A 16,814-nucleotide genomic window follows, 5' to 3' on the forward strand; every position below is an offset into this window, starting at 1 on the left:
CCACCCCTCTCACGTCGGCCCCTCGGGCTGGCACTCCCGAGTTTCGAGTGCCAGTCTACCGAGCCCGCACGACACCTACCGACGCGTAACGGCGTGGGCCGTGTCTCAGGCTAATTCCGGGGATGCCCCCAAAGGTACGGCGGCAGGCCGCTGGACCGTACTCGCCACGTCCACCGACTGGTCCTGAGCCGCAGACTCGAGCAGCGACTCCATCACATCGAGCACGTGATATGCCAGCGCTCCATCGGCCCGGTGCGGCTCGTTGTTGCGCAGCGCGCGAGCCATGTCGGCCACACCGACGCCGCGGCCGGCACCGGCGTACCCACCGGCTACAGGGAGTTGCGTCCAGTCACGGTTGGTCGCAGTGGCAATCTCCACCGTGCCGTCGAAGCCATTCGGGTCCGGGACGGACAGGCTGCCCTCGGTGCCGTAGATCTCGATCCGCGGGAGCCGTGCGGCCCACACGTCGAAGCTCATCAGCACAGTGGTGAGCGCACCCGACTCGTGCTCCAGTACGCCGGTCACGTGCGTCGGTACGTCGACGGGGAACGTCTCCCCCGCCCGCGGCCCGGTGTGGACCTTCCGCTGCTCCTGCGAGCGCCCAGCCCGGCCAGTGACCCGCTTCACCGGTCCAAGCAGCGTGACGAGACTGGTGATGTAGTACGGACCCATGTCGAGGAGCGGGCCGCCACCTTGTTGGTAGTAGAACTCGGGGGCTGGGTGCCACAGCTCATGCCCGGGCGTAACGAAGTAGGCCGACGCTGCCGTCGGTACGCCGATGTCGCCGCGGTCGAGCGCGACGCGGGCAGTCTGCGTGCCGGTGCCGAGCACGGTGTCGGGCGCGCAGCCGATGCGGAGGTTGTTGGCGGCCGCGAGCTTGAGCAGCGGCTCCGCCTCGGCACGGTCGACAGCCAGCGGCTTCTCGCCGTACACGTGCTTGCCGGCCTGCAGCGCCGCCTGGTGGACCGGTGCGTGCGCGGCCGGGATGGTCAGGTTGAGGACGATGTCGACGTCGGGGTCGGCGAACAGGTCCTCGGACGTCAGGGCCCGGACGCCCGGATTCTGGTCGGCGATCGCTTGCGCCCTGGAGAGGTCGAGATCGGCGACGGCGACCACCTGGACGCCGGGGAGCTTGGCGAGGTGCTCGAGGTACGTACCGCTGATGACACCGGTGCCGACGATGCCGACGTTGGTCACTTGCTCGCCCACAGCAGGCCCCTCTCGATGATGGTGCGGACCTCTGGCGTGTCGAGGTCGGCGACGGAGTGGCCCGGCGTACAGACGAAGACCTTGCCATCGCCCCAGGTGCGGGTCCAGACGGCCGGCATCGTCGCGCCTTCGATCCACGGGAAGTCCGGGTGCGCGCGGAAGGTGGTCGTGGCGAGCACGTTGTTGGTGGGGTCGGCGTGCACGTAGTACTGCTCGGTGCGGAGGTCGAAATGCGTCAGACCCTCGACGATCGGATCGTCGGAGACGATCTCGATCCGGTGGTCGACGGCGCCGCCGGGGTGCGAGACGAACTGGCCGCCGGTGATGAAGCTGTAGTCGGTGTTGCTGCGGAACGAGTCGATGATGCCGCCGTGCCAGCCGGCCAGACCGGTACCGGCGCGGACCGCCGCCTCCAGGCCCTCGACCTGCTCGGCGGTGATCTCGCTCATGGTGATGCACTGCAGCACCAGGTCGACGCCGGCCAGGTCGAGGTAGCTCTCGGTGGTGTCCGAGACCGTCACCTCGAAGTCGTTCTCCTTCAGGAAGGGGATGAACAGCTCGGTCGCCTCGACCGGGACATGCCCTTCCCAGCCACCCCGGACCACCAGTGCCCGTCGTGTCGTCACGCCGCCACCCTTCGATTTCTTCATCGGTGTAGAGATCGGATGAATCGGTTCAGCTCTGCGACCTTAGGCGGCCGATCGGGGGCCTTCAACCCCCGTCCCGGCGGGTGGATACCACTAGAGTCGGCGGCTATGGGATGGAAGTTCTGGAAGCGCGAGCCGAACCCGATGGATCCGCAGCAGTTGCTGAACCAGGCGCACGCGGCAGGTCCGCTGCAGGACGCGCCGCGGCCGCAGGACGCGGGGAGCTTCGTGCTTCCGGTCGAGGACGTCTTCTCGATCACCGGGCGCGGGACGGTGGTGACCGGCCGGATCACGAGCGGCACGGTGTCCGAAGGCGACCAGGTGCTGATCATGCGCGCCGGGCAGCAGGTGGCGATGACCCGTGTCACCGGGGTCGAGGCGTTTCGCAAGGTGCTCAAGACGGCGAGCGCGGGCGAGAACGTCGGGCTGCTGCTCGAAGGCATCGACAAGAGTCAGGTACTGGCAGGCGACGTCATCTCGCGCTGACCCCTCCGGTTAGGGTCGCGGTATGAGTGCGTGGGTGGAGTTGGGCGACCGGACCTGGGTCCGGCGGTACGCGGAGTACGACGTGAACATCGGGCTGGTCGTCGGCAGTGCGGGCGCGCTGGTGATCGACACACGCGGTACTCCGGCCGAGGGTGAGGAGTTGCTGGCTCACATCCGCGAGATCACCGACGCGCCGATCCGCTGGATCGTCAACACGCACGCGCACTTCGACCACGTCTTCGGCAACCCTGCCTTCAAGGACGCGACGAGCTACGCGCAGGAGAACACCGCCGCCGCGGTCGCGGAGACCGTTGCCATCGACAACACGTTCGCCGTGGCCAAGGTGATCGAGCTGGGCGACCGGCGGGTCGAGGTGCTGCACCTGGGCAACGGGCACACCGACGGCGACGTGGTGGTCGTCGTACCGGATGTCGATGTCTTCTTCGCCGGCGACCTGATCGAGGAGTCGGCGCCCCCGTCGTACGGCGAGGACTCGTATCCGCTGGAGTGGGCCGACACGGTCGACCGGCTGATCGGCCTGCTGTCCGCGACCGCCAAGGTCGTCCCAGGGCACGGCGCGGTCGTCGACGCCGAGTTCGTCCGCGACCAGAACGGCGACATCGGCACGGTCGCGAACACCATTTCCGGCCTGCACCACAACGGAACCTCGCTCGAGGACGCGCTCGCCCACACCGACGACTGGCCCTGGCCGCAGGCCCACCTCGAGCAGGCGGTACGCCGCGGCTACGCCGCCCTAGGCGCTCCCCGGCGTCCCACCCTGCCGTTGCTGGGCCTCGCCAAAGACGAGTAGTTGCCTGAAAGCGCACGGCTGGGAAGTCGAGTGCGCACTGATCCAGCAGGACGGCGCTGAGGTCCTGACGCGGCATCTAGCGTTCGCGTCATGACTGAAAACTATCCGCCGCCGCCACCGCAGTACTCCGGACAGCCGATGCGGCCGGACGAGGAGCGGACCTGGTCGCTGGTCGCGCACGTCGGCACCATCATCTTCGGCTTCCTGGCGCCGCTGATCGTGCTGCTGGTCAAGGGCAACGACTCGCCGACCGTCCGCGCGCACGCGGTCGAGTCGCTGAACTTCCAGATCACCGCGACCATCGGGTACGTCGCGTCGTACATCCTGATGTTCCTGCTGATCGGGTTCATCACGCTGCCGGCGATCTGGATCCTCGCGGTCGTGTTCGCGATCATGGCGACGATGGCGGCCAGTAACGGCAAGCCGTACCGGTACCCCTTCGCCCTGCGCTTGGTGAAGTAACCGAACCGATCAGCGCTCACGCTGTGGGGTTATGCGTTGACATGGCGTCCGCGATCCCGCACGTTGGTGCGAAACACGACTGCGGACGAGGTGGCGACGATGGCGCATGCGGCCCAGGCTTCTCCTGAACAGATCACCCATCCGGACGGGCGGGTGGAGTTGTCCGATCCGGCGTCCATCGCCGACAGCCGGTACGGGAACGCGGAGCTGGCTCCGACCCGCTTGCCGGAGCGCCACTGGACGACGTACAACTACGCCGCGCTGTGGATGGGGATGGCACACAACATCCCCAGCTACCTGCTCGCGGCCGGGCTGGTCGCGCTCGGGATGAACTGGCTGCAGGCTTTCCTGACAATCACGCTGGGGAACCTGATCGTGCTGGTGCCGTTGCTGCTGAACAGCCACGCGGGGACGAAGTACGGGATCCCGTTCCCGGTCTTCGCGCGGGCCTTCTACGGGGTCCGCGGGGCGAACTTCCCGGCGCTGCTGCGGGCGTTCGTCGCATGCGGCTGGTTCGGCATCCAGACCTGGATCGGCGGCCAGGCGATCTACGTGATCGTCGGCGAGCTGGCCGGTTCGGGCTGGTCCGGGGCTTCGTCGGTGGGCGGCCATCCGTGGACGATGTGGCTGAGCTTCTTCTTCTTCTGGGCGCTGCAGATGGTGCTGATCTGGCGCGGCATCGAGGCGCTGCGCCGGTTCGAGAACTGGGCCGCACCGCTAGTCACGCTGGCCTTCCTGGCGCTGATGATCACCGTGCTGGTCAAGGCCGGCGGCTTCGGCCCGATCCTGTCGCAGCCGTCGAAGCTCGGCTGGGACGCCGACTTCTGGAAGATCTTCGCGCCGTCGCTGATGGGGATGATCGCGTTCTGGGCGACGCTGTCGCTGAACATGCCCGACTTCACCCGGTTCGGCAAAGGCCAGCGCCAGCAGGTGATCGGGCAGATCATCGGGCTGCCGACGACGATGTCGTTCATCGCGCTGGTCTCGATCATCACCACCTCCGGCACGGTGATCGTCTACGGCTCGGCGATCTGGGACCCGGTCGAGCTGACCCGGCGGTTCGAGAACCCGGTGGTGGTCACCATCGGCCTGATCATGGCGATCCTGGCGACGATGTCCTGCAACGTCGCGGCGAACGTGGTCAGCCCGTCGTACGACTTCGCCAACGCCCTGCCGCGCTGGCTGAACTTCCGCACCGCCGGCCTGCTGACCGGCGTGATCGGCATCGTGATCCAGCCGTGGCGGCTGATCTCCGACCCGTCGATCTACATCTTCGTCTGGCTGTCCTTCTACGGCGGCCTGCTCGCGTCGGTGGCGGGCGTACTGATCGCGGGCTACTGGTTCGTCGACCGCACCAACCTCTTCCTCGCCGACCTGTACCTCCCCAACGGCCGCTACTGGTACGCCGCGGGCTGGAACTGGCGAGCCGTCGTCGCCACCCTCGTCGGCTCCCTGCTCGCGGTCGGTGGCGCGTACTCGAACCCCGGGGCCGGTCCGTTCCCGGCCGACGGGCTGATCCCGTTCCTCCAGCCCCTCTACGACTACTCGTGGGTCGTCGGTCTGGTGGCGGGCTTCCTCGTCTACCTCCTGCTCACGATCGTCTCCCCCATCCGGCACCCCGCCCCGACCCACGCCGTCGAAAGCTACTGAGGTCACCGCCATCTCGCGAGCGATGACTTATCTTCGTTCGCGAGATGGCTATCAGCGAGCTCGACCTCAGACGCTTCCTGGTCGACCGGGTCGCCCGCGCCTGCGACCTGTCGCCTGATGACCTCGATCCGGACCGGCTGCTGGAGCAGTACGGCATCGCCTCCCGGGATGCGGTCGCGGCGACGGGCGAGCTGGAGGAAGTCCTCGGGCGCCGACTGGAGCCGACATCCGTCTGGCGCTACCCAACCATCAACCAACTGGTCCGCGGCCTGCTGAGCTCGGCCGAGCCCGACGGTGTTGCGATCACCCCTCCGGGGGTTCTGTCCGGCTCAGAGATCGCGGTCATCGGACTGGCCCAGCGACTACTCGAGTCGGCCGCAAACGGGCTGACGCTGCGGCAGGTGATTTGGGAAGCCCTCGAACACGCCGGTACGCCGCCGCGCGACCTCACCGGCACCTCGCTCTCCGAAGCAATGGCTGACCTGCGTGCCGGAGCTGTGGAGTTGGCGGTGGCGGTCCTGGACGGTCCTGGGTGCCGGGTCGTCGTCCTCAAACGCCTGGCCGACGCCGGACGCGACCTGGACCAGGTACTTGCCCTATGCACCGACCCCGAGGGCAACCCCACCGCCGACTTCTTCGAAGCAGTCCAAACCGCCGACCGCGGCCTCACCCCCGACCTCATCCCTTTCCCAGTCGGCTCAACCATCTCCTGCCCCGAAGCCGTCATCCACCGAGCCCGCCCCGCCGCCCCCACCCCATCAACCGGCCCCACCCGCCTCCTGTTGTCAGACACGTCCCTAGACGGAATCCGCACGTACGCCGGCCAACTAGCCGAGCACCTGAGAACCGACTCCGGCAGCAGCACGGCGGATGTCGCCCACACCCTCGCCCGCCGCCTCGGCCGAGGCCCTCTCCGAGCCACCGTCACCGGCCGCGAACGAGCCGACCTAACCGCCGCCCTGACATCCCTAGCCCAAGGCACCCCCCACCCAGGCAACTTCGCCGGCAAGGCCAGCACCACCCCGCCCCAACCGCTATGGGTGTTCCCCAGCCAACCGCTGAGAGAACCCACGCCAGCACGGCCGGGATCGGCGTCGGCACAGCCGGGACAGCCGGGGTCTGCGTCGGCACAGCCGGGACAGCCGGGGTCTGCGTCGGCACAGCCGGGAGGATCCGCTTCAGCGCGGCCGCGGGGGCCGGCATCGGTGCCGCCTGGTGCGGCCGCCGGAGGCCGGCTGATGGCGGGCGCTGGCCCGGAGGTATCGGCCGCTGGACCGGGGGCTGCGGCCGCCGGGGGCGGGCTGGTAGCAGGCGCGGGGGCATTGGTCGGCGGGGCGGGGGCATTGGTCGGCGGGGCGGGGGCATTGGTCGGCGGGGCGGGGGCATTGGTCGGCTCGCATCTGCGTGAGGCGGACGGCGTACAGCCTGCTGGGTTGCGGGAGTTGGCTGAGAGTGTGCCTGGGTTTGTGGAGGTTATTGCCGAACTTGATCCGTTGATGGTTTGGGCGACTGGGGTGTCGTTGCGGGATGCCGTGTTGACGGACGTGGTGGCGGCTGGGGATGAGTTGGTGGTGGGGTTTGCGGTGCAGGTGGGGTTGGCGTTGGCTTGGCGGGGGCGCGGGGTGGTGCCGGGGGCTATTGTGGCTGAGGGGAGTGGGGAGATTGCGGCCGCGGTGGTTGCTGGTGCGTTGACGGCGACCGAGGGCGCTCGGGTGATTGGTGCGCTGGCTCGGACGCCGGATCAGCTCGGGCCGATGCTGGCCGATCTCGCGCCGGCGGAGGTGCGTTTGCCGTTCTACTCGACGACCTCGACCGACGCGGCGCCGTTCGGCGCGGAGTACTGGATTGCCGGGACGAAGCCGAGTACCTCAGTCGAGGTTCTGCTCGACCGCGCGGCCGATGACGGGCACCAGATCTACGTCGAGCTGACGGCCGACGCGCTCGCCTTCCACACCCAGCTCGCGATGCTCGAAGTGCTCGGCCTGCCTGTCATCCCGCCGCCGGGCCGCGTCACCGACGTACCGGTCGCCCCTTGGCCGGGCTCGTGACCACGATCGTCGACCTGGTCACACGCTGGGCCGAGGAGAAGCCTGACCAACCTGCCTACACGTACGTCGACCACCGCGCCGACTCCCGGACGACGCTGACCTGGGGTGAAGTCGATGCGCGGGCTCGGGCGGTCGCCGCAGCAATCCGCGCCCAAGCCGAGCCGGGCGACCGTGTCGCCATCCTCGCCCCTCAGGGACTCGACTACCTCGTAGCCATGCTCGGCTCTTGCTACGCGCGCACAATCGCGGTCCCGCTCTTCCCACCCGATCTGCCCGGCCATCGCGCGCGCCTGGACGGCGTACTGGCCGATTGCTCCCCGGTGTGCGCCCTGACCACCACGAGCGCCCTGACCGTCAGCGAAGGGCTCGGTCTGCCAACGATCGCCATCGACGACCCCGGGCCGGCAACGAGCGTCGTACCGGCGACCGGCGCGACCGCCGTACGGCCGACCGGGTCGACCCCTGAACCAACGACCGGGTCGACCGCTGAAGCAACGACGCGGCTGGCGCTGACCCGCCGATCGCTGTTCACGGCGAGCCTCTCGACCGGGTCGACCGCTGAGTGGGAGCTGGAGGCGATCGATCCGGATGATCTCGCGTATCTCCAGTACACCTCGGGATCGACGGGCTCGCCGGCCGGGGTGATGGTGTCGCACGCCAACCTGGTCGCCAACATCGGCCAGCTGATCGAGGCGTTCGAGTTCAGACCGGGCCGGTCGATGACGGTGAGCTGGCTGCCGTTGTTCCACGACATGGGGCTGATGCTCGCGTTCGGCGTACCGATCCTGCACGGTGACCGATCGGCGTTCACCGACCCGGTCGCGTTCCTGATGCGCCCGGCGCGTTGGTTCCAGCTGGCCGACGAGGACCTGGACGTCTACACGGCCGCACCCAACTTCGCCTACGACCATTGCGTCCAGCGGATCAAGGACAAGTCCGACCTCGACCTGTCCAACTACAAAGCCTTCCTCAACGGCGCCGAACCGATCCGCCCAGCAACCCTCGAAGCCTTCACCGAGGCCTTCGAGAACCACGGCTTCACCCCAACGGCCCACGTCGCGGCCTACGGCCTCGCCGAAGCCGTCGTCTTCGTCGCCAGCGCTCCCATCGACGCCGAGCCCACCATCACCACCTTCGACCACAGGGGCCTCGTCTCCTGCGGCCCACCCCGCGGCCAAACAGTCGTGATCGCCGACCCAGCAGGCAACCCACTCCCCCCAGGCGAAATCGGCGAGATCCACATCGCCGGCCCGAACGTCACCCGCGGCTACTGGTCCAACCCCACCAGAACCCAGGAAGCCTTCGACGCCACCCTCGCCGACGGCACCGGCCCCTGGCTCCGCACCGGCGACCTGGGCACTCTCCACAACGGCGAGCTCTACCTCACCGGCCGCCTGAAGGACCTCATCATCATCGACGGCCGCAACCACCACCCCCAGGACCTCGAAGCCACCATCCACCAAACCCACCCAGCCCTCAAACCGGGCCGGGTAGCCGCCTTCTCCATTCCCTCAGCAGCCTCCGAACACCTCATCATCGTCGTCGAGCACACCACCCCCGACGACCCCACTGACACCATCCGCGCCGCGATCAACCACCACCACAACCTCCACGTCCACGAAGTCGTCCGAGCCCCCGCAGGCACCATCCACAAAACCTCCAGCGGCAAACTCGCCCGCCATCCGACCCGCGCCTGGTACCTGGAGAACTACCGCGGACAGCACGTCACCTAACGCCTTGGCGGGCGTGGCTGCGGGTTCGGCGCGGCGAGGGGACAGCCCCGGGGGTCACCATCCCCACCAACGCGCCAGTCGCGTCGCGACCGACGGCATCGGGCGGACCCCCGTGCACGCACAACTCCCGGGAATCACCCCGCCACGCCGGAGGCAATCGCTTGCCGCGGGAGTTGTGCATGCGCCGGTCCCCACCGTCCCGACCTCTTTGACCCGAAGGGATTCGGCGGTGGACCTGGGTGTGTGGTTGACGGGGAAGGGGGCGTCGAGCGCATACGGTTGGACGGTGGCTGATCGGTATGGACGCGACGTGCTGGCAGGGGATTGGCGCAAGCCCAAGAACGGGCGGACCGTCGATCTGGTGATCGAGAAGGGGCTGGTGGTCGAGGAGCCCAGTTCCGGGTACGTCGGGGCCGTCGTGCGCTGGGAGCACGGCGTGGTCGATCTCGAGGACCGGCACGGCAAGATCAAGACGTACCCGCTCGGACCCGGCTTCTGGGTGGACGGCAAACCCGTCAACCTGATCGCGCCCAAGAAGGCTGCCCCGGCCAAGAAGACGCACACCGCGTCCGGGTCCGTCGCGGTGTCGAACGTGCGGGCCAAGGTCGCCCGCGCCAGCCGGATCTACGTCGAGGGCCGGCACGACGCCGAGCTGGTCGAGCGGGTCTGGGGTGACGACCTGCGGATCGAGAGCGTCGTCGTCGAGTACATGGAAGGCATCGACGACCTGCCGGCGATCGTGAACCGCTTCCGGCCCGGTCCCGGCCGGCGCCTCGGCGTCCTGGTCGACCACCTGGTCGAGGGCTCGAAGGAGTCGAAGATCGCCGCTGAGATCAACAACCGCGACGTGCTCGTCGTCGGCCACCCGTACATCGACATCTGGGAGGCGATCAAGCCGTCCTCGGTCGGCATCGCCGCCTGGCCGAAGATCCCGCACGGTCAGGAGTGGAAGAAGGGCGTGCTGGAGACCTTCGGCTGGCCGGCCACCGACCAGGCCGACGTCGCCGCGGCCTGGAAGCACATCCTGTCCAAGGTCCGCAGCTTCGCCGATCTCGAACCCGAACTGCTCGGCCGGGTCGAGGAGCTCATCGATTTCGTGACGCAGGACTGATCGCCGGCACCTTCTCCTCGATCCACCCCCGGATCCGCCGCCGCACCCGCCGGATGAACAGCGACCCCACGAAAAGCGCCACCCCGAGCGTCAGCAACACGCCCGCGAGCACCCCGGCGACGATTCGCACCGCCGCCAGATCGACCACGCCCGCCGCCACGAGCAACACGACCGCAGCACCCACCAACGCGGCAGGCAGCCACCGCTGAAAGATCAACGGCCGTCGCGCCGGCGTCAGGTCCGGATTCTTGACCAGCCGATGCCACAGGCTGAACCTGGCCGGCTCCGTGAACCACCGAGCGACCTGCAGCACCCACGTATCCGGCTTGTACTTCCGTCCCGCCATCGACTTGACCCAGTGCCCGACCGACGGCCCCAGCCCGCCGGACACCTCGACCATCCGGTCGGCCAGTCCCCTGGTCGTCTCGATGCCCTCGCGGCTGGTGTTGAGCTCGTTCCGCATCGTCGTGAGCGCACCCAGCCCGGCGTCGACCGGGAAGTCATGAGCCAGCCGCTGCACCCGCTCGGCGACGTCGTCCAGCTCCCACTCCTCGGCCTCCAGCACCAGCCGTTGCGTCTCGCGAATCCAGTCCGGCGAGGCGCCGAGCATCGCGCCCAGATGGGCGACGCAGTGCAGCCGGCCCATCAGCCAGTCCCACCGCCGCCAGTCCGACGCCCCGAAGGCACCGAAATGGCCGACCTGCGACCCGTACAGGATGCGTTCCTTGAGGTCGTTCGCGATCGACCCGGCCGGCAACGAGTCGAGCAGTGTGAGCGGGATGTCCGGTCCGAGCCGCAGGAACTGGAACGGCGCACTCCGCTGCTGCGGGGTCCGCGCCGATGTGCACCGCGAGACGATCTCCACCTCGAGCGCCGTCTCGACCACATCGGAGCCGACTACCTCGATCAGGGCCGCGAACTCGTCCCCCAGCGCCCGCTGCACCTGCAGCGTCTCGAAGATGTCATTCAGCGCGACCGCGACCGCCTCCGCTCCCCCGGCAGGCTGCAGATCCAGATCCGCCTCGGCGAGTTCCTCGGACAACGCGTCACGAACGGCTTGTACCTTCTGCAGGCTGTCGCTCGTCGCCTTCAACCGCCGCTCGAGATCGGCCCGCTCGTCGCGAGCCGCCTTGTCGATCCTGGTCCGCAGCGACCGCAGGACCAGCCGTACGACCCGCTCGGCCGCGCCCGTTCCCCAAGCCCAGGAGGGGTTTCCGGCGAAGTCCTTAACCAGCGGCGCGACCGACCCATCGGGATCCGGCACCCAGGGATGATCGGTGGCCAGGATCTCGTCGATCTCCGACTCCGACAACGCGGTCGCCGCATCCAGCACCGTCGACTGGTCGTGCGTCGCGATCGTGACGGCCTCCCAGACCCCACCGGCAGCACGGCCACGCGCGTACGCCGGCTGCAGCAACCCGGCCGCCTGCCGCAACCGGTCCCGCTCAGCTTGTTGCTCGATGCAACGATCGAAGAGCCGCTGTGAGTCCGACCAGGACGCGTCGGCCTCCAGCAGCAACCGTTCGAGCTGCTCCACGTCGGACCGGAAGTCGACCTCCCGCGGGAACTTCACCGCTGACATCGCCGAGACCCGCCAGCCCGGTTCGCTGGCGTCCGCCAGCCGGGTCTCGGCCGCGGTACCGATTCCGGCCGACGGCACGACGTACAGCACATACCGGCTCGCTCGTCCGGTGACCGGCCGCCGCGCGACCACGTCCAGCACCGGCCCGAACGGCGCGTTGTCCAGCACCCCACCGTCGACCAGCCAGGTCCCCGACTTCGCCTGCGTCGGCTGAACCCGGGGTGGCGCCGCAGCCATCTTGGGCGTCTCCAGCACCGGCCCGAACGCGGCCGGGAACGACGCCGACGCGCGCGCCGCCCGGGCGAGCAGATCCGTGTCGTGCAACCCGTTCTTCGGATCCACCGAGAACGACCGCTTGGCCCCGTCGTAGACAGCAGCCTTCTCGCTGGTGAAGCAGAACAGGTACCGATGATCCGGTACGACGAATGCCTGTCCCGCCGCGTCCTTCGCCTCGAACTGCTGCACCCCGAGCCCGGACGCCGTGACGAACAGCGTGACCGGGTCGGCCGCGGTCGGCTTACCGGCCTTCGCGACCCCATCGAGCAGGCTCTTCAGCTCCTTGAGGAAGTACTTCCCGTCCAGCACCGACGTCGACGCGACGCCGAAAGCAGGCACGAGCTTGCCGACCTCAAGCGACCCCAGGCCCACCCAACGCTGCCGCAGCCAAGGCCCGCGCTCGCCGTCGGCACCCGGCGGATCGAGCGTCGACCCGTGCGAGATGGCTGTCGCGAGCAACGACCCGTTCAGCCCGCCGGCGCTGGTACCGGCGATGACGTCGACCACCACTTTTCGCCGTTCACCGCCACGACGGCACAGCTCGCGCCACCGAGTCGCGAGCTCCTCGTCGTACTCCTGCGCCTTCGGCGCCCCGGCCGCGCCGGACGCCCGCCGGATCAGGTCCAGCTCGTGCGTCACTCCACCCATCCAGACCGCCAGGCTGACGCCACCGTTCAGCACCAGCGCGATCCGGATCTCATGATCGGACATGGATCCCCCCTTGTCTGTTCGTAGATGTACCACGATCGCGACGGCCTTCGACAGAGCGTGAGCGCCGAACTGTTGTCGGGACCTGCCCGAACGCGCATGCTGATGACAGGGGCCGACTATGGGGGTGGTCGCGATGACCCTTGCGCGTGCGCTCGCGACGTTCTGCCTGCTACCGCTGCTGATCGGCTGCGGTGGCAACGATTCGAGCGGCGACCCGATCACCATCGACACGGACAGTCCGGCCGCCAGCGAGCCACCGACCGAGCCCACCGGACCCGAGAGCAGCCAGCCCAGCCAGCAGAAACCGTCGATCGAGATCGCCTCGGCGCCGATCGGCGGCAACGTCGAGAGCACCGACAACGGCTATCAGTGCGCCGAGGTCAACTGGCTCGGCCGCAACCCGATCCCGGACGGTACGACGGTCAAGGTCGGCTCGCCGCACCTCGAACCGGGCGGCGTCTTCGAACTGGACCAGACCGGCTGCGGTGACAAGTCGCCACCGTGCGGCACCGACCTGGTCTGGCAGTCGAACACCTTCAAGCCCTGCTTCGTCGGCGTCCGGCAGATCGGCAGCGGCAACGCCGTCCAGCTGATCCTGTCGGCATCGGCCGAGTGCGCGACCGAGGCCGACTGCGCGTCGCTCCAAGGTCAGGTGCCGGGCAGCCAGATCTCCTTCACCCCGGGCCCGCCGAGTGGCTGACGACCAGTCCCAGCTCGAGCGCTGGGTGACCTTCGCGACCCGCATCGTCGCGCCGGTGACGCTGATCAGCGGGTTGCTCTTCTACTTCGGCTACGTGTCGGCTCGCGCGCAGTACGAGTACTTCGGGATCGACGTCGACACGATCGGCCTGCGCACCCAGGACTACGTGATGCGCAGCCCCCAGCCGTTGCTCGTCCCCCTGCTCGGCGTCACCCTGCTCGCCGTCGCCGGACTCCTGCTGCACAACGCGATCCAGCCGACCGCCACGACCATCCGGCGCGCCAAGATCGTCACGATCGCCCTCCTGCTCCTCGGCGTCGTCGGCCTGATCGGCTATCCCCTACTCGGCCACATCCCCTACTACGCCCTGGTGGTACCGGCCGTGATCGGTCTGTCAGCGGCAACCCTCGCCTACCTTTCGTACTACGGCGGCAAAGCGGCCGGCCTCACCCCGCAGTACATGCTGCTCGGACTGCTCGCCGTCGTCACCACCATCTGCGCGTTCTGGGCGACAGCCACGACGGCGCAGTACTCCGGACGCGGCCTGGCCAAGTCGGACGCCGAGGACCTCAAGCAGTTCCCCGTCGTCATCCTCGACACCAAGGAACGCCTGCAACTGCGCTCACCCGGCATCGAGGAGACCTCGCTGCGGACGGCCGGCACCGAGCAGACCTTCAACTACCGGTACCGCGGGTTGCGGCTGCTCGTGGTCGGCCAGAACCGGCTGTTCCTGGTCCCGCAGCAATGGAGTGCGTCCGACACGACTCTCGTCGTACCACTCGACGGCTCGATCCGAGTGCAGTTCCAGTTCCAGAACGACCCACCCTGACAACAAAGACAAAGCAAAGGGGGGAAGGGTCAGGCAGATCCGCGGATGATCAGCTCGGTGTCGTAGATCTCCGGGCTGGTCAGGTCGGCACCCGCGAGCTTGGCCAGCAGCATCTCGGCCAGCCTCGCGCCGAGCTTCTCGACCGGCTGGCGCACTGTGGTCAGCATCGGCGTGGTCGTCGTCGCCACCACGGAGTCGTCGAAGCCGACCACCGCGACATCCTCCGGCACCCGCTTGCCGAGATGGGACAGCACCCGCAGCGTCGCCGTCGCCATCAGATCGTTGGCAACGAAGATCCCGTCGAGGTCCGGATGCTGGTCGAGCAGCCGCAACGTCGCCTGCTCGCCACCGTCGGCGGTGAAGTCGCCATAGGCAACGGCCTGCTCGATCCCCGCCTCCTTCATGGCTTCCTGATAGCCGGTGAGCCGGTCGAGGCCGGCCGTCATGTCGAGCGGACCTGCGACCGTACCGAGCTTGCGGCGCCCCTTCGACAGCAGATACTCGACCGCGGTCCGGGCCCCGGCGACGTTGTCGACGTCGACACTGGCGACCGGTACTTCGACGCCGAGCGGCCGCGCGCTGAACACGATCGGCAGCGGCAGTTGGGCCAGCTCCTGCAGCACGTTGTCGCGACCGTGGTGGCTGACGATGATCGCGCCGTCCACGTGTCCGCCGCGCAGGTACCGCAGCAACCGCTGGTCGTCACCCTCGGCGGGCTCGATCAGCAGGACGAGCTGCGACGAGGTCGGCGCCAGCGTCATGCTGATCCCGCGCAGGATGCCGGCGAAGAACGGGTCCGAGAACACCCGGCTGTCCGGCTCGGGCACGACCAGCGCGACCGAGTCCGTCCGGCGCGTCACCAGCGCGCGGGCCGCCCGGTTCGGCACGTAGCCGAGCTCACCGATCGCGCGCTCGACCGCGGCCACCGTCTCCGGCAGTACCTTCGGTGAGCCGTTCACCACCCGCGAGACGGTCGCGCGCGAGACTCCGGCCAGCGCAGCCACCTGCTCCAGCGTCGGAGATCCACTGCCCAGACCACCCTGCATCGACTACGGACCTCCCCGGCTGATTCTGACCTTTGCCACCGTAGTACCAATCGGGGCTGGCTGCCGGAAACACCGCCGTACGGGCCGGGGCTGGTCTGCCGAGCGGCTAACCGTTCTTGCGGGTGTTGGCCGCCTTCTCCGCGTCGCGCAGGGCCTGCTTCCAGGCGTCGTCGGGTTTCTGCTTGCCCTCGTCGACCCGGGCCAGCGCGTCGGTGAAGACCGTGTTGACCTCGCCCTCGCGCGGGCCCTTGTGCTGTTTGAGGATCACGCTCTTGGCCCGGTCGATGAAGATCTTGCCGGTCGGCGCGTTGTTGAAGTAGGCATTCACCTGGCTCTTCACCTGCGGCGCCTCGTAGGCGTCGACGGTGGACGGGAACGAGCCGATCTTCTTGAAGACCTTGATCTGCTGCTCCGGCGCGGTCAGCCAGGCGGCCAGCTTGGCCGCCTCGGCCGGGTTGCCCGACTGCTTCGGGATGGTCAGGTACGAACCGCCCCAGTTGCCACCACCGCCGGGGAACACGTCGGCCACGTCCCACTTGCCCTTGCCGAACGTCCCGGCGTTGTCCTGGATCACGCCGAGCAGCCAGCCCGGGCAGGCCATCGTCGCGAACGCGTCGCTGCGGAAGGCCTTCGTCCAGGAGTCGCTCCAGGCCGGCAGCTTGGCCGACAGGCCGTCCTGGTAGCCCTCGACGATCTGGTCCCAGGTCTGCTTCAGCAGCGGGTTCTCGTCCCCCAGGTACCGGTCGTTGTTGGAGTAGTAGGCCTCGATCAGCTGGTTGCGCATCGCCTCCCAGGCCAGCACCGAGGAGTCGTACCAGGCCGAGCCCGGCACCTTGGCCTTGAACCTGCGGCCGGTGGCGAAGTACGAGTCCCAGTCCGGGAACAGCTTGGCGACCTGGGCCCGGTCGGTCGGCAGGCCGGCCTTGGCGAACAGGTCCTTGCGGTAGCAGATCGCCTCCGGGCCGATGTCGGTGCCGTAGCCGATGATCTTGCCGTCGCTGGTGGTCGCGCCGGCGACCTTCCAGTCCAGCCAGCGGTCGCCGAGGTCGTTGGCGCCGTAGTCGCGCAGGTCGACGAACTTGTCGGCCTTGGCCAGGTAGTTGTAGATCCAGCCGATCTCCATCGCCTCGATGTCGGCCAGCCCGGAACCGGCGGCCAGGTTGGTGTCGAGGTTCTTGATGTGCTCGTCGACCGTCTTGGCCTTGCGCGGGGTGATCTTGATGTTCGGGTGCTCGGCCTCGTACTCGGCGTACAGGTCGTCGTAACCGAACTCGTTGAACGTCGCGATGGTCAGTTCGATCTTCGGGCCGTCGTCGCCGGAGCCGGAGGCCGAGGAGGACTGCTGGTCGCTGCCGCCGCAGGCGGACGCGAGCAGGGTGAGGCTGCAGGCGAGGGCCACTACGGCGCTGCGTTGGCGGGCACTGGGCCGCATGGGAAATGCTCCCTGTTACAGAGGACGGGTTGAGAGCGCTTTCGGTGAGGGAAAGTGGATTGAGTTTCGAGCGTTTCAACT

General features: G+C 68.5%; 14 protein-coding genes. 9 read left to right on the plus strand and 5 right to left on the minus strand.

Annotated elements, in window-relative coordinates:
• Nucleotides 1-105: 105 nt before the first annotated feature.
• The gene (locus ABD768_RS14660) at nt 106-1,209 is read right to left on the minus strand and encodes a Gfo/Idh/MocA family protein (protein WP_343984020.1); all 1,104 of its coding nucleotides are present in this window, start codon (nt 1,207-1,209) and stop codon (nt 106-108) included.
• On the minus strand, nt 1,194-1,835 hold the full coding sequence (locus tag ABD768_RS14665; protein WP_344840987.1) for a ThuA domain-containing protein: 642 nt from the start codon (nt 1,833-1,835) through the stop codon (nt 1,194-1,196). The genes ABD768_RS14660 and ABD768_RS14665 overlap by 16 nt, the downstream gene beginning before the upstream one ends.
• 129 nt (nt 1,836-1,964) lie before the next feature.
• On the opposite strand from ABD768_RS14665, the gene ABD768_RS14670 reads away from it, so the two are divergent.
• From ABD768_RS14670 to ABD768_RS14700, 7 genes are all read left to right on the plus strand, one after another.
• Nucleotides 1,965-2,342: an EF-Tu/IF-2/RF-3 family GTPase gene (locus ABD768_RS14670; protein WP_343984024.1), complete on the plus strand. Its 378-nt coding sequence runs from the start codon at nt 1,965-1,967 to the stop codon at nt 2,340-2,342.
• Nucleotides 2,343-2,364: 22 nt separating this feature from the next.
• Nucleotides 2,365-3,153: an MBL fold metallo-hydrolase gene (locus tag ABD768_RS14675; protein ID WP_344840990.1), complete on the plus strand. Its 789-nt coding sequence runs from the start codon at nt 2,365-2,367 to the stop codon at nt 3,151-3,153.
• Nucleotides 3,154-3,243: 90 nt separating this feature from the next.
• Nucleotides 3,244-3,615 (plus strand): DUF4870 domain-containing protein, encoded by a 372-nt coding sequence (locus ABD768_RS14680; protein ID WP_344840992.1) that lies wholly within the window; start codon nt 3,244-3,246, stop codon nt 3,613-3,615.
• A gap of 66 nt (nt 3,616-3,681) precedes the next feature.
• A complete protein-coding gene (locus ABD768_RS14685) occupies nt 3,682-5,265 on the plus strand; it encodes an NCS1 family nucleobase:cation symporter-1 (RefSeq protein ID WP_344840994.1) in 1,584 nt (527 codons plus the stop codon).
• A 44-nt stretch (nt 5,266-5,309) separates the two neighbouring features.
• On the plus strand, nt 5,310-7,313 hold the full coding sequence (locus ABD768_RS14690) for an acyltransferase domain-containing protein (RefSeq protein WP_344840996.1): 2,004 nt from the start codon (nt 5,310-5,312) through the stop codon (nt 7,311-7,313).
• Nucleotides 7,310-9,046, plus strand: coding sequence for a fatty acyl-AMP ligase (locus ABD768_RS14695; protein WP_344840998.1), 1,737 nt, complete (start codon nt 7,310-7,312; stop codon nt 9,044-9,046). The genes ABD768_RS14690 and ABD768_RS14695 overlap by 4 nt, the downstream gene beginning before the upstream one ends.
• Before the next feature lie 286 nt (nt 9,047-9,332).
• Nucleotides 9,333-10,157 (plus strand): DUF3097 domain-containing protein, encoded by an 825-nt coding sequence (locus ABD768_RS14700; protein WP_343984036.1) that lies wholly within the window; start codon nt 9,333-9,335, stop codon nt 10,155-10,157.
• Here ABD768_RS14700 and ABD768_RS14705 read toward each other — a convergent pair.
• Nucleotides 10,132-12,726 (minus strand): DUF3376 domain-containing protein, encoded by a 2,595-nt coding sequence (locus ABD768_RS14705; RefSeq protein ID WP_344841000.1) that lies wholly within the window; start codon nt 12,724-12,726, stop codon nt 10,132-10,134. The two genes, ABD768_RS14700 and ABD768_RS14705, sit on opposite strands and share 26 nt — an antisense overlap.
• A gap of 133 nt (nt 12,727-12,859) precedes the next feature.
• Between ABD768_RS14705 and ABD768_RS14710 the strand changes: the two genes are divergently transcribed.
• Together ABD768_RS14710 and ABD768_RS14715 are read left to right on the plus strand one after the other, a co-directional pair.
• Nucleotides 12,860-13,426: a hypothetical protein gene (locus ABD768_RS14710; RefSeq protein ID WP_344841002.1), complete on the plus strand. Its 567-nt coding sequence runs from the start codon at nt 12,860-12,862 to the stop codon at nt 13,424-13,426.
• Nucleotides 13,419-14,255: a hypothetical protein gene (locus tag ABD768_RS14715; protein WP_343984042.1), complete on the plus strand. Its 837-nt coding sequence runs from the start codon at nt 13,419-13,421 to the stop codon at nt 14,253-14,255. Before ABD768_RS14710 ends, ABD768_RS14715 begins: the two co-directional genes overlap by 8 nt.
• Before the next feature lie 29 nt (nt 14,256-14,284).
• Here the strand turns inward: ABD768_RS14715 and ABD768_RS14720 are convergent, their stop codons facing one another.
• Both ABD768_RS14720 and ABD768_RS14725 read right to left on the minus strand, forming a co-directional pair.
• Nucleotides 14,285-15,301, minus strand: coding sequence for a LacI family DNA-binding transcriptional regulator (locus ABD768_RS14720; protein ID WP_343984044.1), 1,017 nt, complete (start codon nt 15,299-15,301; stop codon nt 14,285-14,287).
• 106 nt (nt 15,302-15,407) lie between these two features.
• The gene (locus ABD768_RS14725; RefSeq protein WP_343984046.1) at nt 15,408-16,733 is read right to left on the minus strand and encodes an ABC transporter substrate-binding protein; all 1,326 of its coding nucleotides are present in this window, start codon (nt 16,731-16,733) and stop codon (nt 15,408-15,410) included.
• Nucleotides 16,734-16,814: the final 81 nt, after the last annotated feature.

The organism is Kribbella ginsengisoli (assembly GCF_039537185.1).
Classification (GTDB): Bacteria; Actinomycetota; Actinomycetes; order Propionibacteriales; family Kribbellaceae; genus Kribbella; species Kribbella koreensis.

Excerpts from the sequence above, each read along its gene's own strand:
- ABD768_RS14720 (WP_343984044.1), bottom strand. The coding sequence starts at position 15,301 with ATGCAGGGTGGTCTGGGCAGTGGATCTCCGACGCTGGAGCAGGTGGCT.
- ABD768_RS14705 (WP_344841000.1), bottom strand. The coding sequence starts at position 12,726 with ATGTCCGATCATGAGATCCGGATCGCGCTGGTGCTGAACGGTGGCGTC.
- ABD768_RS14725 (WP_343984046.1), bottom strand. The coding sequence starts at position 16,733 with ATGCGGCCCAGTGCCCGCCAACGCAGCGCCGTAGTGGCCCTCGCCTGC.
- ABD768_RS14680 (WP_344840992.1), top strand. The coding sequence starts at position 3,244 with ATGACTGAAAACTATCCGCCGCCGCCACCGCAGTACTCCGGACAGCCG.
- ABD768_RS14675 (WP_344840990.1), top strand. The coding sequence starts at position 2,365 with ATGAGTGCGTGGGTGGAGTTGGGCGACCGGACCTGGGTCCGGCGGTAC.
- ABD768_RS14710 (WP_344841002.1), top strand. The coding sequence starts at position 12,860 with ATGACCCTTGCGCGTGCGCTCGCGACGTTCTGCCTGCTACCGCTGCTG.
- ABD768_RS14690 (WP_344840996.1), top strand. The coding sequence starts at position 5,310 with ATGGCTATCAGCGAGCTCGACCTCAGACGCTTCCTGGTCGACCGGGTC.
- ABD768_RS14670 (WP_343984024.1), top strand. The coding sequence starts at position 1,965 with ATGGGATGGAAGTTCTGGAAGCGCGAGCCGAACCCGATGGATCCGCAG.